Below are 18,638 nucleotides of genomic sequence, written 5' to 3'. Positions count from 1 at the left end.
AGTCAATCGCGTATCGGGTTGCGTGAAATGTCAGGAGAACAAAACATGACGAACACGTTGGTCATCGACACCTCGTTTGGTTCCACGGTCGGAGTCTTGGGCCACGAACCCATTGTGGAGTCCGATTCGCGTACCCATGTTGAACGGCTGCAGGTCAATGTCGGCAAAGCCGTCAAGCAGGCCGGGCTGGCTTCCAACGGCCTTGACTATATCGTCGTCGGCGTCGGTCCAGCACCGTTCACCGGGCTGCGCGCCGGTGTCGTGGCGGCGAAGGCCATGGCGTTCGCCACGGGCGCGTCATTGCTCGGACAGGATATTCTCGAGCCTCAAGCATGGATGATGCAACTGAAACGGCATGGGGACGCCAGACTGGCTGATTGCGTATTCCTCAACGAAGTGACACCTTCTGACGGGAAAAGCAATGTCCAGCATCTCACCCTCGCGGTCAATGATGCCAGGCGGCGTCAGCTTTACTTTGCTCTTTATGCAGACAAAGGTGCGGATGCAGGTATCGGCAGCCCTGCGAATGGGACAGAGAACGGACACTGCAGAGCTGATATTTCCACAGTGGTCCAGATGGACATCGATTATCCTCAGCATATCGTTGAACGTGTTATCCAAGCCATCGAGAATCTCGACATGTCCTGTGAATATCGCATTGACATCGTCGGCCACGGCGCAGCCAAATACGCCGAGGCCTGGCAGGGATTCGGCGCAATGTTGGGTAGTGTCATCGATGCGTCCGTTCTCGATGCAAGGGCAGCCGGGTTGGAGATCTTTGCCGATTGTGCCCTGGCTTCCAACGGGTTCAAGCCCGATCAAGAGGGTTTGCAAGCCACCACAGCCGGCGGTCATGCATCTGAATCGATCAAGCCGGTGGAACCGTTGTATCTGCGCCGTCCTGACGTTTCGGTGCCGAATCCTCTGAAGCATGTCCTCAACCATGCGGGCGCGACGAAGGCGTGAGCGATAGAGCATGATTGTCTCATTCGATGAACTTGAGCCGCAATGGGCGCTTGACAGCGTTACCTCGCTTGATGCCCGTCTCTTTGGCTCGCAGGCTTGGAAGCGCGAGACGATGCATCACGAGTTGATTGATCCCTCAAGAATATATATCGGCGATATAGCGGATGCCTCCGAAGCAGCAGGTTTGATGGAAACCGTCCATAATGCTGCCCCAGGCTCTCGGCAGATGCCAGTCACGGTTTCACCTACGCTGACTATGCGCGGGTACGCCGGCATGTGGCATGCCGACCATGAGGCACAGATTATGAGCGTCGGAGTCGATCAACGTTATCGCAGACAGGGCATCGGCGGAAACCTGCTCGACAGGCTTATCCGATATGCGTGCATGTACCATGTGCGTCGCATCAGGCTCGAAGTACGTGCGGACAATGAGGCCGCGCAACGTTTGTACCGTTCCAAAGGCTTCAAGAATATCGGTCTGCTGCGGCATTACTATCAACCTGGAGATGTTGATGCCATTGGCATGGCCTTGGATTTTGAAGAACCTATCATTGGTTTCAGCAGCGCGAAAAGGAATATGGAGCAAGAACAATGAGCGAACCGACAGTACTGGGTATCGAATCGACCTGTGACGAGACCGCAGCGGCCATCGTCCGCGGGCGCACGCTCGTTTCCAACGTGGTCGCCTCCTCCATGGAAGAGCATGCGCGCTATGGCGGTGTCATTCCGGAGATAGCCTCGCGTGCGCACGCCGAGGCGTTCGTGCCCGTGGTTTCCAAGGCCTTGGCCGACGCGAACATGGAGCTTTCCGACGTTGACGCCATCGCCGTCTCTGCGGGGCCCGGACTGGCCGGCTGCCTTGCAGTGGGTGTATCTGGTGCCAAAGCCCTTGCATGGGCCGCTAACAAGCCGATTTACGGCATTAACCACGTCATCGGCCATATTGCCGTCACCCAGCTGCAGTTTGGCCCCTTCCCGAAGGATACGCTGGCGTTGATCGTCTCCGGCGGACACACTTCGCTGCTGCATGTCGAGGATGTCGCTCGACATGTCGATGTGGTCGGCACGACGCTCGACGATGCTGCGGGGGAGTGCTTCGACAAGGTTGCCCGCTTGCTGGGCTTCCCCTATCCTGGCGGCCCTCATATTGACAGACACGGACAGTTGGGCGACCCGCATGCCATCAAGGTTCCGCAGGGGCTCACCAAAGGCAAGGCCGGCAAAGAGCACCCCTACGATTTTAGTTTCTCCGGTGTCAAGACCGCCGTGGCCCGCTGGGTTGAGGCTCAGCAGGCGGCCGGCAAGGAAATTCCGGTCGATGATGTCTGTGCCTCGTTGGCGGATTCTGTGGCCACAGTGCTGGCGAACAAGGCCATGCACGGTTGCGAGGAATACGACTCGAAGACCTTGATCGTCGGAGGCGGTTTCTCCGCCAATTCTCAGCTGCGCGCCAAGCTGCTCGAGGTCGGCAAGGAGCATGGCGTCGAAGTACGTATCCCGCAGATCAAACTGTGCACCGACAACGGCGCCATGGTGGCCATGCTGGGCGTCAACCTGGTTGAAGCTGGCGTACGTCCGTCCGATCCGGATTTCCCTATCGATTCCGCGATGCCCATGAACGTCATCAGTGTGTGAAGCGCCTATCTGAGTCGCGACATCCCGCAAAAACCAAGCGACACGCCATTGGAGTTGCACGATGACGATTCTCGTATATTATATATTTCTTGTGCGGTGCTTCAAGCTTCGTACGGGACATTCCCGCATAGCTCAGTTGGCAGAGCGTCTGACTGTTAATCAGAATGTCGCTGGTTCAAGCCCAGCTGCGGGAGCGGAATGAAATCCTCAGGATCTTTAAGGTTCTGAGGATTTTTCTTTATGCACGCATGAGTCGAAGCAATGTTGATGTATCCAAATGTATCCCTGCATGTAAAGGCGATAAGGACGATGTGGCGGGGTTGCCTGTTGCTGCCGGTACATTTTCGTGGCCGATATTTCCGAATTTCTTTATCTGGAATTCAAATCTCTGAAGACGCCAGGCTTTCTATGCAAGATATCATCGCGCCGGGCAGCAGAAACACCCCTGTAAATGATCGTTGACCATGCCCATCGATTGCATATAGGCATAGACGGTGGTGGGGCCTACGAACTTGAATCCGTCCTTTTTGAGGGCCTTGCTGATCGCGACTGATTCCGTGGTCACTGCCGGAACCTCATCGCGGCTCTTCGGCCTGTTGATGCTGGGCCCATCCGGCGCGAAATGCCAAATATAATCGGCGAACGGCATATCCAGTTGGCAGGCGACTTGGGCGTTGTGGATGATGGCTTCGATTTTGCGGCGATTTCGGATGATTCCTTCGTTCTCCATCAGTTTCGGTATTTCCGGAGTCATTCGAGCGACTTCTTCGATGTCGAAATCATGGAATGCGACATCGATGGCTTTGCGTTTGTTGATGATGGTGTTCCAGGAAAGTCCGGCCTGCATGGCTTCCAAAGCCAAACGCTCGAATAGAGCTTGGGAGTCGTAGCACGGCACACCCCATTCCGTGTCATGATAAACGAGCATGTCATGGCTTAAGCCAAGATACGATTGCGGCCAGCAGCGTTCGAGACCATCGGTGGTATTCGATATTTCACTATCTTGCTTCTTAGCGTCGTTGTTCGTCGTTTGTTTTCTTGAGGTCATGCTGTGATTTCCTTTCGGTTTTGATATTCAGGTTATACCCGGCAGAAAAGAAACCATGAATATCTGGTGGACGGATTTTGCAACACGCCCGAAGCTGTGGATAACTGCGAACGTTCGACCACATCACTCGTTTTTCCTTCGTCTCTTGTCAGATGTGCGCCATAGTGGAACTCGAAACGCTGGTTCGGACGCTATGAAATCAAAGGAGGCTAACCCTCATGGAAGAAACAAGGAAACAAAAAATCAAACAGGATCGGCTGTTACGAGCAAGGGAAAAGCGAAAGGAACGTATGACCAGTGCCGTCTGGAGCTTCGTGACGCTGCTGTGCGTATTCGCTGTCTTGTTTACGGGTTTCGGAATGGGCCAACACAAGGCGTTGGCGGCCGAGGCTGATGAAGTGGTGGTCGTTGCCGATAAAGCTGTTGACGGTGCTGTTATGAGTGAAATAGGCAGTATTGAGGAGTATTCGATGGGTTCTGTCGAACCTATCGCGTCATCAGGCCCTTCGGTCGAAGACACTACGGGTTGCAAGGCAGACATGCGCTGGCCGGTCATGCCGCATGTGGTGACACGACAGTTCAAGGCACCAGCGCAAGTGTGGGGACCGGGGCATCGCGGCGTGGACGTCGCTGCTGTCGAAGGCACTCAGCTTTTGGCACCAGCGGATGGTTTTATCAGTTTCGCCGGCAGCGTCGCCGGAAAATCAGTGGTGAGTATTCGACACAAAAGCTTGACGCTGACATTGGAACCGGCACAGACATTGTTGCCAATGGGAACTCCGGTCAAAAAGGGGCTGCCGATCGGCACGGTGACCGGAGTCTCGGACCATTGCACAGGAATCTGCGTGCATTGGGGAGTCAGAAAGGCTAAACATGAATATCGAGATCCGCAGAAGCTGGCATCATCGAGAAAAATAGTGCTGAAAGCGGTCAATGAAGCAGGATAAATCCGTTAATAAGGCTGCGAAGGTTGCTTTACAATCCCGCGTCCGCAAGCGAAATGTATCCCGGTTCAATCAGCGTTTTCTTCAGATTTCCGGCGCTGATGGCCATAGGCTTCTCATGGATGACATTGGTTTCCTTGCCATCGATGGACATGGATTTGACGTATGAGGGCCCCGCTGCGGGCTTTCCGGCTTCAATCGCACTGCTGACAGAAGCGATATCGCGGGAAAGCTTCTGGATGTTCTCCATGCCGGTCATCCACTGCTTGCCGTTGACGACATCGGGAATCATGTCTACATAGGAGCCGTATCCAGTCACAATCGGCCATGCCATGTTGCCGTCACTGCTCATCTGCGGTTCCGACTCCTCGTTGGTATTCGCTGACTTGTCGTCTTTGGGCTTGGGCACGGCCTGTCGATTCAGGTTATGCTTGCCGGTGAGCGTTCCGACGATGCCCGACACCTCGATTTCGGGGTTGATATCCGCGGCGCTTCCCTTGTATTTCAGGCTCGTCAGTTCATCGACGACGGCAGAAGAGACAAAATCGTTCATCGCGATGACACCGTCAACATGGTGCGGTTGTGCATCTTTCGATGAGCCCACCAAGCGGGTGTCGAGTTCATCGCGGACTTCTGAGGTCTTTGAGGCTTTGAAGGAAACGGCTTGCCAATCCTTTTCGGTACTCATGCCGCTCAGGGTCTTCGAAGGGCTTATCGCACGCCCGTCCTTGAAATACGGCCCCAGCACATTCCATATTCCTTTGAACGCCTCGCTGGCGAATTCCCTGGACGTGTCGTCAGCGTTGTCATTGTCGCTGATAGGAAGCATGACTTCAATGGACTTGGGGTGGTTCGTTGTGGTCTTTTCCAACGCGAGTTTCGAGACGAGCTGGCGTGCCTGAAGTGTGCCGATTTGCCTTGGCGTGGACATGCTGACAAAGAAATCCGGAGTAAATCCTGCAAGGGGGTTGGCCAGTATGGCGGTATGAGCACCGGCCTTCTGTGCCAGTTTTAACGATTTCGTCAGCCGTTTTTTCGCCTCGGCCGCATCTTTGCTGTTCGACCCATTTTGCTGCTTGTCGGCATCACCTTGGGTTGATGCCGAATCACTGGCGCCGGTGGCCGCCACATTGCTGACTGGATTATCTGGGTCTGAATTTGGGGCGTCAACAGGATTGGTGAGGTAATCGCCATACTGTTCGTTGCCAACGTTTCCGTCAGTCGCCGGAGCGACGATCAGTATGGTGTGACGGTCCTTGTCTGCAGATGATGATGAGAGCTGATTGACCACGTAATCCTGAACGTCATCGCTCTGCTTGGTCAGATTGGCGTCGGTTTTTGTGGCGATGTTCTTGGAGAGGAAGCCAGCATTGGTTAACGCTTTGGTCAACACGGGAACGAACTTGGCCCATTTGTTGAGTGGGGTATGCGCGGAAATGGAAATGCCGTCCGAGGGGGTGAATATCACGACTTCGCTTTTTGCCGCGACCGAACTCTCAGGTAGTTTGGTGGTATCGATAGATGTGGTTTCCCCGTTGTTCTGCCCGGATCCGCAAGCAGCCGATGCCATGGTCAGTGCCGCTGTAAGGGCCAAAGCCACAAAACGTGCCAAGGAATGCCCGTTGTGCTTGGTCATATTCCGTCCTTTGCCGTGCTTTCAAACATTCGATATCGATAATAGTCTCAGGCCGATATGAAAGTGCCGTCGTCCCCGCAATCGCCAAATCACAGGTACGACGGCATCTGTCAAACGCCAATCGAAGAGGGCATCACATTATTGCTGTTGGAGCAGTTCCTTATTGAGTCCCTCATCCAGCGCATCCATGAAGCCCTCGGTGTCGAGCCACGACTGGTCCGGGCCAATGAGCATCGCCAGATCCTTGGTCATTTTTCCGCTTTCCACGGTCTTGATGATGACCCGTTCGAGTGTTTCCGCGAACTGTTGAACCTGAGGAGTCCCGTCAAGCTTGGCGCGCTGCTTGAGCCCGCCGGTCCACGCATAGATCGAGGCTATGGGATTGGTCGAGGTTTTCTCGCCCTTGAGCCAGCGGCGATAGTGACGGGTTACCGTGCCGTGGGCGGCTTCGGCTTCAACGGTCTGTCCATCCGGTGTCATCAGCACCGAAGTCATCAGCCCCAACGATCCAAAGCCCTGTGCGACGGAATCGGACTGCACGTCCCCGTCGTAGTTCTTACAGGCCCAGATGTAGCCGCCATGCCATTTCATCGTACTGGCCACCATGTCATCGATCAGGCGATGCTCGTAGGTGAGTCCTTCCTGCTCGAAGCGCTCCTTGTACTCGGTCTCGTAAACCTCTGCAAAGATGTCCTTGAATTCGCCGTCGTATGCCTTGAGAATGGTGTTCTTGGTGGAAAGATATACCGGATAGTGTCGCATAAGCCCGTAGTTGAAGCATGCTCGCGCAAAACCGCGGATGGAATCATCGAGATTATATTGCACCTGGGCCACGCCGGCCCCGGGATAGTCGTAGACGACGTGTTCGATGGACTCGCTGCCGTCGGCAGGCGTAAAGGTGACGGTCAGGCGTCCGGGCTTGCCAACTTTGAAATCCGTGGCCTTGTACTGGTCACCGAAGGCGTGCCTCGCCACGACGATGGGCTTCTTCCAGCCAGGTACCAGGCGCGGAATATTGGAGATGACAATGGGCTCACGGAAGATCGTGCCGCCGAGGATGTTGCGGATGGTTCCGTTTGGTGACTTCCACATCTTCTTGAGGTTGAATTCCTTGACTCGTGCCTCGTCTGGGGTGATGGTGGCGCATTTGACACCGACATGGTGCTTCTTAATGGCGTTGGCCGCGTCGATGGTGACTTGGTCGTCGGTGGCATCGCGGTTTTCGATGCCAAGGTCGTAATAGTCAAGATTGACGTCAAGATAGGGCAGGATAAGACGGTTCTTGATGTCTTTCCATATCACTCTGGTCATTTCGTCGCCGTCAAGTTCGGCGATGGTGCCCTCCACCTTGATTTTTTCCATGCTAGCCCTTTCTTCGCAACTTCAAATATGAAATCATTATCTCGCCCGAATATGTCGTTGGTGTTGCGGTGACTGATTGGCGAGACAGCTTCTGCCGCAGCGACCAGGCTGTGTCGCTCGTCACATAGAGGAAGTAATCTGAAGGCATGACTCAGGAAATTGAAATCGGTTTAGGCAAGAAGGGCCGTTTGGCCTATTCATTGGACGATGTCGCCATTGTTCCCTCGCGTAGGACCCGTGATCCGCAGGATGTGTCAACGGATTGGCAGATTGATGCCTACCAGTTTGACGTCCCGGTACTTTCCGCTCCGATGGATTCGGTGACCAGCCCGGCCACTGCGATTGCCATGGGCAAGCTTGGCGCTCTCGGCGTGCTGGACCTTGAAGGATTGTGGACGCGTTATGACGACCCGCAGCCATTGCTTGACGAAATCGCCGAACTTGACGAGGCCGCTGCCACCACGCGTATGCAGGAGATTTACTCCGAACCGATCAAACCGGAACTGATCACCCGCCGTCTTCACGAGATTCGCGACGCAGGTGTCACGGTCGCCGGAGCGCTCTCGCCCCAGCGTACTCAGGAATTCTATTCGACCGTTATCGAGGCCGGTGTCGATCTCTTTGTGATTCGTGGCACGGCGGTTTCGGCCGAACATGTTTCGGAAAGCCATGAGCCTCTGGATCTCAAGAAATTCATCTATGACCTCGATGTTCCGGTCATTGTCGGGGAGCGGCCAGCTACCCTGCAGCCCTTCATCTCATGCGCACCGGTGCTGCAGGCGTTTTGGTCGGCTTTGGCGGCGGAGCGGTTTCCGGCACGCGTTCCACCATCGGCATCCATGCTCCTATGGCCACGGCGATTGCCGATGTGGCCGAGGCTCGTCGCGATTACATGGATGAATCCGGCGGACGTTATGTGCAGATCATCGCCGATGGCGGTATGGGTACGTCAGGCTCGTTCGTCAAGGCCCTGGCAATGGGCGCTGACGCCGTCATGCTCGGCACGCCGTTGGCTCGCGCCACCGAAGCTCCCGGCAAAGGCATGCATTGGGGTGCCGAAGCGCGTCATTGTTCCCTTCCTCGCGGCAAGCGCACGAACGTCGGTACGATCGCTCCGCTTGAGCAGATTCTGTTTGGTCCCAGCCATAACGCCGACGGTACGGTCAACTTTATCGGCGCCTTGCGTCGTGCCATGGCCTCTACCGGCTACGTGGATCTCAAGAACTTCCAGCATTGCGATGTGGCAGTCACGCTCTCACATTTGGGCTGATTGACTGAACAATTCCTGCAAGCCATCCGTTGATAACGACGGATGGCTTTTTGTTTACCATCTTGTCTTTTTCAGCAAAGAGACGATTGATATCCAGCTCGTAAAATGACATCGAAAAATCTTGATTTTTCCTTGTTTCAACGATTCTAGGTTGACTTTGCCGAAATCATCTGGTGCCCTAGGAATACCAACCATAGATTGCAAGGAGATTCGATGATGAACAGCGACGAACAGACCATGGCCATGCGGCAGCCCGCACAGATAATGGGTGCGCCGGCATCCGGCTTGCCCTGCTATGACGGTTCCATCCGTGTCGAACTGTCGAACCGGCCGATTCCTTATCATATTTCTTGCTGTTATCCAGCGACGATGAGCGAGGCGCAATGTCGGAGTTTCGCCCTTTCGTCATGCAGAATCGCGTGCATGAGCCTCGACGTTGTACGAGGTCGGACGCCACCCCAGAAACTCCAGCAGGCCTTGAGCGGCCCCTGTGTCCAACGTCTGGAGACGATGTCATATCTGCTGGAAAACCACTTGCGTACTCACAAGGAACTCAAGGCCAAATTTTGCTACCTGCCTGCGGTGCCGATGCTCGTCTACGGTACACTGGTCAGTCCTGATACCACTGAGATTGTCGTGAACCTTGGGGTGGGGCAAAACAGCTATTGGGTGACCTTGGTGCTGCGCCGCACCGGTTCGCGTTGGATTTGCACTACTGCGGATCTTGGATGAATCCTGCACGGGACTATCTGGAGGAGTCAAAAGTTACGCTAACGTAGTATTGGGGTTACGGTTGCGTATAGTTGGGAACATGTTGCGAGAATTCTATCTGGATCCTGTCACTAAGACCACGGATAAAGACACCATCTATTCGTTGCTCTCCAACCGAGCCGAAAAAGCACCTAAGGGTGCTATTGCCGAATGGTTGGACGAGTCGACCCAGCAATGGCACACCGTCACGGCTGAACAGATGCTCGATCGTGTCCGTAAAGTGGCCAAGGGCCTGATGGGCCTGGGAGCCAAGGCCGGAAGCATGGTTGTTATCTACGCCGCCACCAGTTATGAGTGGGGTGTCGTGGACTTTGCGTGCGCTGCCATCGGCGCGGTGAGTGTGCCGATTTATGAGACCGATTCGCCTCGACAGGCCAAGGGCATTGTCGAAGATGTCGATCCGATTGTTGCCTTCGGAGGCGATGCGGAACACACGCAGACGCTCGAGGAGTTCCGTCGCGAACGCGATGGCCTCAAATATGTGTTCAATCTGCAGGAGGACGGCCTGGAGGCGGTATCTGATTTCGGTACGTCGGTCACTGACGAGGAACTGGACGACGCCATCTCTCGAGTGCGCGCTGATGACATGCTGACCATCGTCTACACCTCCGGTTCCACAGGGGCTCCCAAAGGAGTCATGCTTTCCCACAGGAATTTCGTTTCCACGACCTTCATCGGTTGGGCTGTGCTCGACGACATGCTTTATCAGCCAAGCAGGCTGCTGCTCTTCCTGCCGCTGGCCCATTGCTTCGCCCGTTACATCCAGTACGTCGCCATCGGGGCCCAAGGCGTTGTGGGCTATACACCCAACGCCAAGCACTTGCTCACCGATTTGCGTACGTTCAAGCCGACTTATCTGCTTGGTGTGCCTCGCGTGTTCGAGAAAGTCTACAACGCCGCTTCACAGAAAGCTGGCGCCGGGCTGCAGGGCCGTGTGTTCAACATGGCGTTTGATCATTTCGTGCGTTGGTCGAAAGACGCGCAGGAAGGCCGTGGCCACAGCTTTGCCGAACAGTTGAAGCATAAGTTCTATATGAAGACGGTGGGAGCTTCGGTGCGCAGCGCCTTGGGCCCGAACCTGAAGTACGTCGCCTGCGGCGGCGCTCCGATGAACGCCGATCTGGCGCATTTCTTCAACGGCATGGACGGCATCACCTTCATTCAGGGCTATGGTATGACCGAAACCGCTGCACCCTGCATCGTCAGCTTCCAAGACTTCAACAAGGTCGGCGCCGTGGGCCGTCCGGGCACCGGCATTGCCGTCAAGCTCGCGGACGATGACGAATTGCTGATCAATGGCGAGGATGTGTTCCTGGGCTATTACAAGCAGCCTGAACTCACCGCCGAAGCTACCGAGCCGGGCGGCTGGGTACATTCCGGAGACATCGCGCAGATCGACGACGACGGCTTCGTCTACATCACCGGCCGCAAGAAGGACATCCTCATCACCGCCGGCGGCAAGAACGTCAGTCCCGCCCCGATGGAAGACACTATCGGCACCTGTCCGATCGTTTCCCACGCCGTCGTCATCGGTGACGGCCGTCCCTTCATTTCGGCCCTTATCGAGCTCGACCCCGAGATGGTCCGTTCTTGGCTGAGCAACAACGGCATGGACGAAAACATGTCCATAACCGATATCTGCCAAAACGACGCCGTTCGCGCATACGTCCAGCAATATGTCGATCAGGCCAACAGTTCGGTCTCACGAGCGGAATCGGTACGCAAGTTCATTATCGTCGAAGACGAATTCACCCAAGAGAACGGCATGCTGACCCCGAGCATGAAAGTCGTGCGCCCGGAAGTGCTCAAGCATTACGCCGATCTCATCAACACCAAGATCTATACTCCAAAAGCACGGATCAAGCCGGCCCCCTCGGCCGCTGCGGGATTCATTGACAAGACCGCTGAATCCGTGCGCCAGGCCACCGATGCGGTGACTCCAAAGGTTCGTGAGGCCTATGAGCAGGCCAAACAGAATGTTGGTGCGCGTCGGGCGGAACGTGAGGACGATCCCTGGAAGGAAACCGAAAGCGAAAAGCAGTCGGAAGAGGATTCGTCCACGAAAGAGTGATGGTGTCGGAAACATCGACATATAAAGGAGCAGTGCATTGTCGTTACGAGAGATTCGGGTCGTTCCCGATCCGGTGTTGCGTACCCCATGCGAACCGATTAGGAGATAACCCCGGCAGTCCGCAATATGGTGCAGGATCTATTGGATACTGTTGACGATCCCGGACGTGCCGGGCTTTCAGCCAACCAGATCGGTATCAACCTGCGTGCCTTCTCATATAACATCGACGGCAAGCTTGGCTATGTGCTGAACCCCGTCGTCGAAGAGACCAGGGGAGAGCAGTACGGCGACGAAGGTTGCCTTTCGGTGCCCAAGCTCTGGTACAAGACTCGACGGGCCGATTATGCTCGTGTTCGTGGTATCAACCTCGACGGCAAAACCATCGTCGTCGAAGGTACGGGCATCATGGGTCGGATGCTGCAGCACGAGACCGACCATCTTGACGGTCATATCTATCTCGACCGTCTCGAAAAAGAGGAACGCCGAGAGGCTATGCGCCGCATGCGCGAGGCGCAATGAGTCAAGCTGCAAAGCAGTGATGGACGTGTCAGTTGTCCGGATATCGATGAAAAGTCGGTGTCCGGACAACTTTTTTATTGATGAATCATTCATAGAACAATCTGGCTATCGTTTTTCAGGTCTGGATATCTGCCAAGGTTACGCGGATACCGAAGAACCGCCTTTTATACCATGTTTGTGCTATTTTAAGGAATTGTGCGCTAAAGCGGATTCCGAAGCGGTCACGTTGCCTAGGAATCCAACAAATATTGTCAACCAAGCGCACAAATTCGCGTCATGCACGTGACGGACTGTGTCGGTCGATGGATTCGCCTCAAGGCGGTGACATTGCACGCAGGCCCGCATGGCCAGGCAATAACCGACTGAAAGGTAGCATTATCATGGCTCAGATCACTATGAGCGAAAAATGCTGAAGGCAGGACTGCACTTCGGCCATCAGACCCGTCGCTGGAACCCCAAGATGAAGCAGTACATCTTGATGGAGCGCAACGGCATCCACATCATCAATCTCTTCAAGTCGCTCGATATGATCGACAAGGCCTACGATTTCATCAAGCAGACCGTCGCTCACAACGGCACCGTGCTCTTCGTCGGCACGAAGAAGCAGGCCCAGGAAGCCATCGCTGCCCAGGCCACCCGCGTCAACATGCCTTACGTTTCCGAGCGCTGGCTCGGCGGCATGCTCACCAACTTCCAGACCGTTTCCAAGCGCGTCGCACGCCTGAAGGAACTGGAAGAGATGGACTTCACCGACGTTCACGGCTCCGGTCTGACCAAGAAGGAACTCCTGCTCCTGCAGCGTGAGAAGAACAAGCTCGAGAAGCAGCTCGGCGGCATCCGCAACATGACCCGCACTCCTTCCGCCATGTTTGTTGTCGACATCAACAAGGAAGCGCTGGCCGTTGAGGAAGCTCACAAGCTGAACATCCCGGTTGTCGCTATTGTCGACACCAACACCGATCCCGACCTCGTGGATTATCCGATTCCGGCCAACGATGACGCCATTCGTGGCATCGAGCTGCTGACCAGCCTCATGGCTGATGCCGTCGCCGACGGCCTGCTTGAGCGCAGCGGCAAGGCCGAGAAGACCGAAGACAAGTCCGAGCAGCCGATGGCCGCTTGGGAGAAGGACTTGCTCAAGGACAATGAGAAGCCTGCAGAGGGCGCATCGGCCACCGCCGAAACCAGCCCTGCTGAGGCCAAGGTTGAGGAAACCAAGGTCGAAGAGGCAAAGGCCTGACCAACATCACGTGCAAAAGGCGGTGTCGGAAACTTCTGGCTTCCGCACCGCCTTTGGTGCATTGATTAGCAATTAACATTTCAAGGAGATACACATGGCAGCAATTACAGCAGCTTTGATCAAGCAGGTGCGTGAAGACACTGGTGCCGGCATGATGGACGTCAAGAAGGCGCTCACCGAAGCCGAAGGCGACGTGGCACGCGCCAAGGAAATCATCCGCGCCAAGGGCATCCAGGCCGCAGGCAAGCGCGAGGGCCGCACCGCCCAGGAAGGCACCATTGCCTCCCGCGTGGTCGACACCGACAACGGACAGGTCGGCTATGCCGTCGAGCTCAACTCCGAGACCGACTTCGTGGCGAAGACTCCGAAGTTCGTCGCCTTCGCCGATGGCGTGCTCGATGACGTCATCAAGGCCGGCGCAGGCACTGCCGATGAGGTCCTCGCGGCCGCATCCGCCGACGGCACCGTCAAGGAGACCGTGGAAGAAGCCGCAGCGCTCTTCGGCGAGCACGTCAAGGTCGGCCAGGTGGCCAAGATCGAAGGCCCGAAGGTCGAGATCTATGCTCACAAGAAGTCCGCTGAAATGCCTCCGAGCATCGTCGCCATCGTCGCGACCGACGAAAAGGGCGCAACCGTTGCCCACGAGGCCGCTCTGCAGATTTCCGCGATGGGCGCCAAGTGGCTCAAGCGTGAGGACGTTCCGGCTGATATTGTCGAATCCGAACGTCGCGTGGCCACCGAGAAGTCCCAGGCCGAAGGCAAGCCCGAGAAGATCATCCCCAAGATTGTGGAGGGCCGCATGAACGCCTTCTACAAGGAGAACGTGCTGCTCGAGCAGGAATATGTCAAGGACACCTCCAAGACCGTCGGTGACCTCTTCAAGCAGGCCGGCGGCGAGCTCCTTGCCTTTGCGCGTATCGAGGTAGGCAAGGGCGACGAGAAGTAATTCTCGACTGTTTCGCCTACTGCTGATTAGCACATGAATGTTGGCTGGTATCTTCTGATACCAGCCAACATTTTTATATCAAGGTTCAAGTTTTTCCGATTCGGACTCAGATTGTTCCAGAGTTCATTTTCAATTCCGTAAAGCTCGTCCAACTGCCCATCAACGATGTCAGTCGTAATGATTGGAAGCCTCTCACGGCAAGACCTGCCAACAAACGTTGCTGTCGTTGTGAACGGATAACCTATAAGTCAGTAATGTGCCGTTGTATAAGGATAGAAAGGCCGCTGATGACTAACGATGCCAAGGATGATAACGCTCGACGGGTGCTGCTGAAACTTTCAGGTGAGGCTTTCGGTGGAGGCCAAATCGGCATCGACACAGCGGTGATTCGCCGTATCGCCCAGGAAATCCACAAGGCGGTCGGGAAAGGCGTCGAAGTCGCCATCGTCGTCGGAGGTGGCAACTTCTTCCGAGGTGCAGAACTTCAGCAGGCCGGTATCGAACGCAGTCGTGGCGATTACATGGGCATGCTCGGCACCGTCATGAACTGCCTCGCTTTGCAGGACTTCCTCGAGCAGGAAGGTCAGGCCACTCGCGTACAGACAGCCATCACCATGGGTCAGGTCGCAGAACCTTACATTCCTCTGAAAGCCATCCGCCATCTGGAAAAGGGTCGTGTGGTGATTTTCGGCGCAGGTGCGGGCATGCCTTACTTCTCCACCGACACCGTCTCCATTCAGCGTTCGCTGGAGATTCATTGCGATGAGGTGTTGATGGGCAAGAACGGTGTTGACGGCATCTATACCGCCGACCCTCGTAAAGACTCGAACGCCAAGCGTTTCCAGACTTTGAGCTACCAGCGTGCATTGGTCGACAACCTCGCGGTCATGGATGCCGCGGCGCTTTCCATGGCTCGTGAAAACGACCAGCATATTCGTGTGTTCGGCTTGGAGGAAGCCGGAAATGTCACCAAGGCATTGGTCGGAGAACCGATTGGCACGCTTGTGTCCAACCTTGAATCGGAAGTCATCCAATAATACGCGATGCATCGTTTGTCGGTGCGTTGATCAGAAACAATCGCTGAGAACAACAGCAACCTCGTAAGCAACAGATTCGTTTTGCGAATCTATAAGGAGAACAACATGGCAAATCCTGTAGAACAAGCCAAGGAACAGATGAACAAGTCCGTGGAAGCCACGAAGGAGAACTTCTCTGGCATCCGCACAGGTCGTGCCAATCCGGCGCTTCTCAATGGCCTCGTCGTCGATTACTACGGCGCTCCGACCCCAATCAAGGCCGTCGCCTCCATCGGAGTTCCGGAACCGCGTACCCTGTCTATCACCCCGTTTGACGGCTCGCAGGCCAACGCCGTCGAAAAGGCCATTCGCGACTCCGATCTCGGCGGCAGCACCCGTCGCGACGGCAACGTCATCCATCTGACCATGCCGGAACTGACCGAAGACCGCCGCAAGGAATACGTCAAGCTCGCCAAGGGCAAGGCCGAAGACGGCAAGGTTGCGGTACGCAACATCCGACGCAAAGCCAAGGAGTCCATCGACAAGGCCGTCAAGGACGGCGATATGGGCGAAGACGAGGGCGACCGTCTGCAAAAGGATCTCGACAAGGTCACCAAGGAGACCACAGAGACCATCGACCAACTTCTTGATGCCAAGGAGAAGGAGATCATGGAGGTCTGATTCGGTGATTGATGCGTCTTTCCGTTTTTGGAAAACGTATTGGAAATCAATCGGACAGACACGAAAGACAAGGCAATGACCAACAAACAACGGCACGAGGCAGGCGACGAGGTGAGCAACGCGCTCAATGACATTAACAAGAAGACAGGGCGTAACATGCCCCAGGCCGTTGCAACCGCCGTTTTCCTGATCGTCCTCATCGTTGCCTGTCTGCTGCTCAGGATCGATCTGTATGTTTGGTTGATTGTCGTTTTCTTGGTTCTGGCGCTGCGTGAGCTGCATGTTTCTTTCGCCACGGTTCACCTGTACATCCCGTTGGTGATGCTGTGGCTGTGCTGCGCAGCTACGTTGCTCTCGATCTATTACGTTCCCAACCATGTGCTTGCGGCGGGTGTGGGTATTACCGTTTCGACAGTGGTTGTGGCCATTGCCGCAAACATGCGGCACAACGTCGGCAAGCGCCTTGCAGGAGCCATCGAAGGCAAACTCGCAGCGGCACAAAACGTAGAAAAATCCTCCGGGCCATCGGCGGCGACTAGCACAACCGGTGAAAGCAGCATCAACAATGTGGCTGTGTCGGTATTTCTGGTGCTCTATATTTTGGTACTGGCCTCGTGCATCATCCTTCCGGAGACCTTTAACGGCCACCCGGTTGCGCATGCCATCATGGTGATTTTCCTGCCTGCTCTTTCCGATACCGGTGGTCTTTTCTTCGGTGCCTTCCTCGGTAAGCACAAACTTTCTCCACGCATTTCGCCCAAGAAATCCGTTGAAGGGCTGTGCGGCTCAATCCTTTTCGCCATGATTGGCGCTTTCGCGATTTTTGCCATCACCTATCCAAGCCTGTGGTCAGCACGTTGGTGGGTACTGATTATCACCGGTGTGATGGTCGGCGTCATCGGCACGTTCGGCGACCTTTGCGCCTCGATGCTCAAGCGCGACATGGGATTGAAGGATATGGGCCATCTTCTGAAGGGTCATGGCGGAGTCATAGATCGCGTCGATTCGATCTTGCTATGTGCGCCGTTCTTTACCCTTCTTCTTTGGGCAACCGGGATGTAGCGTTTTACCGTATGGTCGAAAATAACGGCAGGTTTTGTTGAGAGTATCGCTGTCGTATTAGCGTTATCGCGCCAGAATTATCACATTCTTGCCTGTGTTGCCTGCCGTGTTTCGGGAAGTTGGAAGAGACAGATTACTGTTGGACATCGCTGCGTTCGCCGTATGATACAGAATCATTACTAGCGGATGCAGAGTATATGGGGAAAATCATGAATGAAGCCTTAACCACAGCCACAAGTGCTATGTCAGAGGAAGCCAACGAGGCCGAATCTGGTGTGACCGCAGGTGGCAATTCCGGTGCGTTTCGCGATGTGCTGGCCAAGAACCATGCCCGTCGCGGCAAGCCGCCGCTGCACTTTGCCGATATGACCGACGAACAACGCATCGAAACAGCCAAACAGCTGGGAATGCCGAAATTCAGGGTCAAGCAGCTCGGCAACCATTATTTCGAGCATTTCAACAATGATGTCTCGACGTTCACCGATTTTCCAGCCGACAAACGTGAGGCTGCGCAAGAGGCCTTCTTCCCGACCCTTATTACGGAAGTGACTCACCAGGTGGCCGACAACGGCACCACCATCAAGACCTTGTGGGAGCTGTTTGATGGCTCACATATTGAATCGGTGCTCATGCGCTACCCGAATCGTGCGACTCTTTGTATCTCCAGCCAGGTGGGCTGTGGCATGGGCTGCCCGTTCTGTGCCACCGGTCAGTTGGGCCTGACCCGTAATCTTTCCACAGCCGAGATTCTTGAACAGGTGCGTGTCGCCGCCAAGGCGATGGAAGATGGTAAGGTCGCCGGAGGGCCTGGGCGCCTGAGCAACGTGGTATTCATGGGAGAAGGCGAGCCTATGGGCAACTACAAGTCGGTGCTGTCCGCCGTTCGTCAGATCAGCGCCATGCAGCCACAGGGATTCGGCATTTCAGCCCGCAACATCACCGTCTCGACTGTTGGTGTGGTTCCCGGCATCAAAAAGTTGACGAATGAAGGCATCCCAGTACGTCTGGCGGTGTCGCTGCATGCGCCGAACGATACGCTTCGAGACGAGTTGGTGCCGATGAACCGGCGTTTCAACTCCGAACAAGTACTTGACGCCGCACATGATTACTATCTCGCCAGTCATCGTCGTGTGAGCATTGAATATGCACTGATGCGCGGCATTAACGACCAAGCCGAACATGCTCGGCAGCTGGCCCACCGCCTGAACCATTACGGTGACAATTGGGTGCATGTCAACCCGATTCCGCTGAATCCGATCGAAGGCTCGAAGTGGACCGCTTCTAAGCCCGAGGATGAGCAGCGTTTCCTCGATATTCTGCACAGCGCCGGTATCACGGCGACATTGCGAGATACCAGAGGTTCGGATATCGACGGCGCCTGCGGCCAGTTGGCAGCGAAGAACATACGTGCATGATCTCACGAGCGTGTACGCGCCCGTCGGCAACGTGTCCTGTCCGTTCGTGAGATAGA

Annotated in this window: 14 protein-coding genes, 1 tRNA gene and 3 pseudogenes; 15 read left to right on the top strand and 3 right to left on the bottom strand. The window is 55.4% G+C overall.

Annotation, left to right across the window (positions count from 1 at the left end):
- Positions 1-45: 45 nt before the first annotated feature.
- The 4 genes from tsaB (at position 46) to OZX57_RS04685 (ending at position 2,795) form a co-directional block, all read left to right on the top strand.
- Positions 46-966 carry a tRNA (adenosine(37)-N6)-threonylcarbamoyltransferase complex dimerization subunit type 1 TsaB gene (tsaB, locus tag OZX57_RS04700; RefSeq protein ID WP_277161551.1) on the top strand — a complete coding sequence of 307 codons (921 nt, stop codon included), beginning with the start codon at positions 46-48 and terminating at the stop codon, positions 964-966.
- A 10-nt stretch (positions 967-976) separates the two neighbouring features.
- Positions 977-1,561, top strand: coding sequence for a ribosomal protein S18-alanine N-acetyltransferase (gene rimI / locus OZX57_RS04695; protein WP_277161549.1), 585 nt, complete (start codon positions 977-979; stop codon positions 1,559-1,561).
- Positions 1,558-2,601, top strand: a complete 1,044-nt coding sequence (gene tsaD, locus OZX57_RS04690; protein ID WP_277161547.1) for a tRNA (adenosine(37)-N6)-threonylcarbamoyltransferase complex transferase subunit TsaD — start codon at positions 1,558-1,560, stop codon at positions 2,599-2,601. Before rimI ends, tsaD begins: the two co-directional genes overlap by 4 nt.
- Positions 2,602-2,722: 121 nt before the next feature.
- A tRNA-Asn gene (locus tag OZX57_RS04685) sits at positions 2,723-2,795 on the top strand.
- A gap of 224 nt (positions 2,796-3,019) precedes the next feature.
- Here OZX57_RS04685 and OZX57_RS04680 read toward each other — a convergent pair.
- Positions 3,020-3,649, bottom strand: coding sequence for a DNA-3-methyladenine glycosylase I (locus tag OZX57_RS04680; protein ID WP_277161546.1), 630 nt, complete (start codon positions 3,647-3,649; stop codon positions 3,020-3,022).
- A gap of 218 nt (positions 3,650-3,867) precedes the next feature.
- Here OZX57_RS04680 and OZX57_RS04675 point away from each other — a divergent pair, with 218 nt between their 5' ends.
- A complete protein-coding gene (locus OZX57_RS04675; RefSeq protein WP_277161545.1) occupies positions 3,868-4,596 on the top strand; it encodes a M23 family metallopeptidase in 729 nt (242 codons plus the stop codon).
- Positions 4,597-4,624: 28 nt separating this feature from the next.
- On the opposite strand, the gene OZX57_RS04670 is transcribed toward OZX57_RS04675, so the two are convergent.
- Together OZX57_RS04670 and OZX57_RS04665 are read right to left on the bottom strand one after the other, a co-directional pair.
- Entirely contained in the window at positions 4,625-6,229 is a 1,605-nt protein-coding gene (locus OZX57_RS04670) for a hypothetical protein (RefSeq protein ID WP_277161544.1), read from the bottom strand.
- A 138-nt stretch (positions 6,230-6,367) separates the two neighbouring features.
- The gene (locus OZX57_RS04665) at positions 6,368-7,591 is read right to left on the bottom strand and encodes an NADP-dependent isocitrate dehydrogenase (RefSeq protein WP_277161543.1); all 1,224 of its coding nucleotides are present in this window, start codon (positions 7,589-7,591) and stop codon (positions 6,368-6,370) included.
- Positions 7,592-7,737: 146 nt separating this feature from the next.
- Between OZX57_RS04665 and OZX57_RS04660 the strand changes: the two are divergent.
- From OZX57_RS04660 to rlmN, 10 genes and pseudogenes are all read left to right on the top strand, one after another.
- A pseudogene (locus OZX57_RS04660) lies at positions 7,738-8,861 on the top strand (GuaB3 family IMP dehydrogenase-related protein).
- Between the two features lie 213 nt (positions 8,862-9,074).
- Positions 9,075-9,593, top strand: coding sequence for an Rv3235 family protein (locus OZX57_RS04655; protein ID WP_277161542.1), 519 nt, complete (start codon positions 9,075-9,077; stop codon positions 9,591-9,593).
- Positions 9,594-9,672: 79 nt separating this feature from the next.
- Positions 9,673-11,703: an AMP-dependent synthetase/ligase gene (locus tag OZX57_RS04650; RefSeq protein ID WP_277161540.1), complete on the top strand. Its 2,031-nt coding sequence runs from the start codon at positions 9,673-9,675 to the stop codon at positions 11,701-11,703.
- Positions 11,704-11,740: 37 nt separating this feature from the next.
- Positions 11,741-12,222, top strand: a pseudogene (def, locus tag OZX57_RS04645) (peptide deformylase).
- 380 nt (positions 12,223-12,602) lie between these two features.
- A pseudogene (gene rpsB, locus OZX57_RS04640) lies at positions 12,603-13,462 on the top strand (30S ribosomal protein S2).
- Between the two features lie 94 nt (positions 13,463-13,556).
- Positions 13,557-14,408: a translation elongation factor Ts gene (gene tsf, locus OZX57_RS04635; protein ID WP_277161538.1), complete on the top strand. Its 852-nt coding sequence runs from the start codon at positions 13,557-13,559 to the stop codon at positions 14,406-14,408.
- A 287-nt stretch (positions 14,409-14,695) separates the two neighbouring features.
- Positions 14,696-15,445: a UMP kinase gene (gene pyrH / locus OZX57_RS04630; RefSeq protein WP_277161537.1), complete on the top strand. Its 750-nt coding sequence runs from the start codon at positions 14,696-14,698 to the stop codon at positions 15,443-15,445.
- A gap of 105 nt (positions 15,446-15,550) precedes the next feature.
- Positions 15,551-16,105: a ribosome recycling factor gene (gene frr / locus OZX57_RS04625; protein WP_277161536.1), complete on the top strand. Its 555-nt coding sequence runs from the start codon at positions 15,551-15,553 to the stop codon at positions 16,103-16,105.
- Positions 16,106-16,180: 75 nt separating this feature from the next.
- Entirely contained in the window at positions 16,181-17,167 is a 987-nt protein-coding gene (locus OZX57_RS04620; protein WP_277161535.1) for a phosphatidate cytidylyltransferase, read from the top strand.
- Positions 17,168-17,376: 209 nt separating this feature from the next.
- Entirely contained in the window at positions 17,377-18,582 is a 1,206-nt protein-coding gene (gene rlmN / locus OZX57_RS04615; RefSeq protein ID WP_277161534.1) for a 23S rRNA (adenine(2503)-C(2))-methyltransferase RlmN, read from the top strand.
- The last annotated feature ends 56 nt before the right edge of the window (positions 18,583-18,638 follow it).

It is taken from the genome of Bifidobacterium sp. ESL0682, from assembly GCF_029392815.1.
Lineage (GTDB): Bacteria > Actinomycetota > Actinomycetes > Actinomycetales > Bifidobacteriaceae > Bifidobacterium.
This window is presented reverse-complemented; position numbering and strand designations above follow the sequence as displayed.